Genomic DNA, 2,080 nt, shown 5'->3' on the forward strand with positions numbered 1-2,080 from the left:
CACGTTCCGGTCCCGGCGGACGATGCTCAGCCGGCCGCCCCAGCGGGCGCGGGCAGCCTCCAGACCGTGCCCGGTGTACTCGACGTCCACCACGCGGTCGTCGAACGCCTTGGCGTACACCCCGCACTCGTCGTACTGGCCGCACTCCTCCGTCACCGCGAAGTCCAGTCCGGCCCGCGCGCGCCGCCCGGCCAGTTCGGCGGTGTTCTTCTGCGCGATGGCCAGGTGCCGGGCGTGCGCGTGCCGGGACAGCAGGGCCATGAACGCGGTCGCGTCGGCCGGGGTCAGCAGCCCGTGGGAACGGGTGTAGCTGTCGTAGTTGTCGGGTTCGACGGCGTCGAAGCCCTTGTCCGCGCAGCCGTCGATCCAGCCGTTCACCCGCTTCGCCACCCGCTCCCGCTTGGCCGGGGTGCGGATGTCCAGCAACGGCTCGTCCCAGTCCTCGTCGATGACGGGCCTGCCGCGCCCGTCACGCAGCAGCAGATCGGCGGGCCAGGAGGAGCGCTCGGCCGGCTGGGCCTGGAACGCGTTGACGTAGCAGATGTTGTACAGGCCCCGGGCGGGGGAGTCGGACCGGTCGCGGCTGACCACGCGCACGCCCTTGGGCGGGGGGTAGGCCCCGCCGATCTGGTAGTCGAAGCCGGCGCCCTTCGGGGGCAGCCGCACCGCGGCGGGTCTGCCGGAACCGTTCTCGCCCCGGTCGCCGGAGGCGCAGCCGGCCAGCGCCGACACCGCGACGGCCAGGGCCGCTGCCAAGGCGCCCAGGGCCGCACGCGGCCTCCGGGCGCGGGGGTCACCCATGGGGGGCAAGTCCGCTCCATCCTGCCCACGCCGGGCGGCGCGGCACGTCCAGGATCAAATCGTCCGTACGCTCCCGTCGTCAAGTCGCTTCCCGGGCCACGCCGTAGGCTCACCGGTGATCATCGTCTCGACGGCAGGAGCAGTAACGATGCAGTACGTGAAGCTCGGTTCGACGGGCCTGGACGTGTCTCGGATCTGTCTGGGCTGCATGACGTACGGGGTGCCGGACCGCGGCACGCACGAGTGGACGCTGGACGAGGAGGCGTCCCGGCCGCTGATCCGGCAGGCGCTCGAGGCGGGCGTGAACTTCTTCGACACCGCGAACGTCTACTCCGACGGCACCAGCGAGGAGATCGTCGGCAAGGCCCTGCGGGACTTCGCCCGCCGTGACGAGATCGTGCTGGCCACGAAGGTGCACGGCCGGATGCGGCCGGGTCCCAACGGCGCCGGGCTGTCCCGCAAGGCCATCATGACCGAGATCGACCACAGCCTGCGCCGCCTCGGCACCGACTACGTCGACCTCTACCAGATCCACCGCTACGACCACGCCACACCCGTCGAGGAGACGATGGAGGCGCTGCACGACCTGGTCAAGGCGGGCAAGGTCCGCTACATCGGCGCCAGTTCGATGTACGCGTGGGAGTTCGCCAAGGCCCAGTACACCGCCGAGCGGCACGGCTGGACCAGGTTCGTCTCCATGCAGAACCACTACAACCTGCTCTACCGCGAGGAGGAGCGGGAGATGCTGCCCCTGTGCGCGGACCAGGGTGTCGGCGTGCTGCCGTGGAGCCCGCTCGCCCGGGGCCGGCTCACCCGCGACTGGGGCACCGTCACCGGACGCAGCGCCACCGACGACTTCGGCAGCCGGCTGTACCTGGAGAGCGACCGCGCGATCGTCGAGGCGGTCACCCGCATCGCGGCCGGCCGGGGCGTGCCGCGCGCCCAGGTGGCCCTCGCCTGGCTGCTGCACCAGGACACCGTGACGGCGCCGATCGTCGGCGCAGCCAAGCCGCGGCACCTCGAGGACGCGGTGGCCGCGGTCGCGCTGGAGCTGACCGCCGAGGAGATCGAGGAGCTCCAGCGGCCGTACACCCCGCGCGCGGTCAGCGGCCACTGAGCACCGCGCGCGGGTGTGCCGGGCGGGGCGGGAGGGCCGTGACCGACAGTGCTGCGGCGCGCGGTCCGGGTGGAGCGGCCGGGCCGTCTCCGGCCGTTCACATCGGACCGCGGGTCACGGCCGGTGGTGCGGTGGCGGCGGCGGTGGCGGGATCGTGGTCAG

The 2,080-nt window shown here is 72.8% G+C and carries 2 protein-coding genes; one reads left to right on the forward strand and one right to left on the reverse strand.

Annotation, left to right across the window (positions count from 1 at the left end):
* A partial coding sequence (locus H5J33_RS32555; protein WP_181798318.1) for an endo alpha-1,4 polygalactosaminidase occupies positions 1-801 on the reverse strand: 801 nt, incomplete at its 3' end.
* Between the two features lie 148 nt (positions 802-949).
* Here H5J33_RS32555 and H5J33_RS32560 point away from each other — a divergent pair.
* Positions 950-1,918, forward strand: coding sequence for an aldo/keto reductase (locus tag H5J33_RS32560; RefSeq protein ID WP_181798319.1), 969 nt, complete (start codon positions 950-952; stop codon positions 1,916-1,918).
* Positions 1,919-2,080 lie beyond the last annotated feature (162 nt).

Origin of the sequence: Streptomyces sp. WELS2, from assembly GCF_013870595.1 — a bacterium.
Taxonomy (GTDB): Bacteria; Actinomycetota; Actinomycetes; order Streptomycetales; family Streptomycetaceae; genus Streptomyces.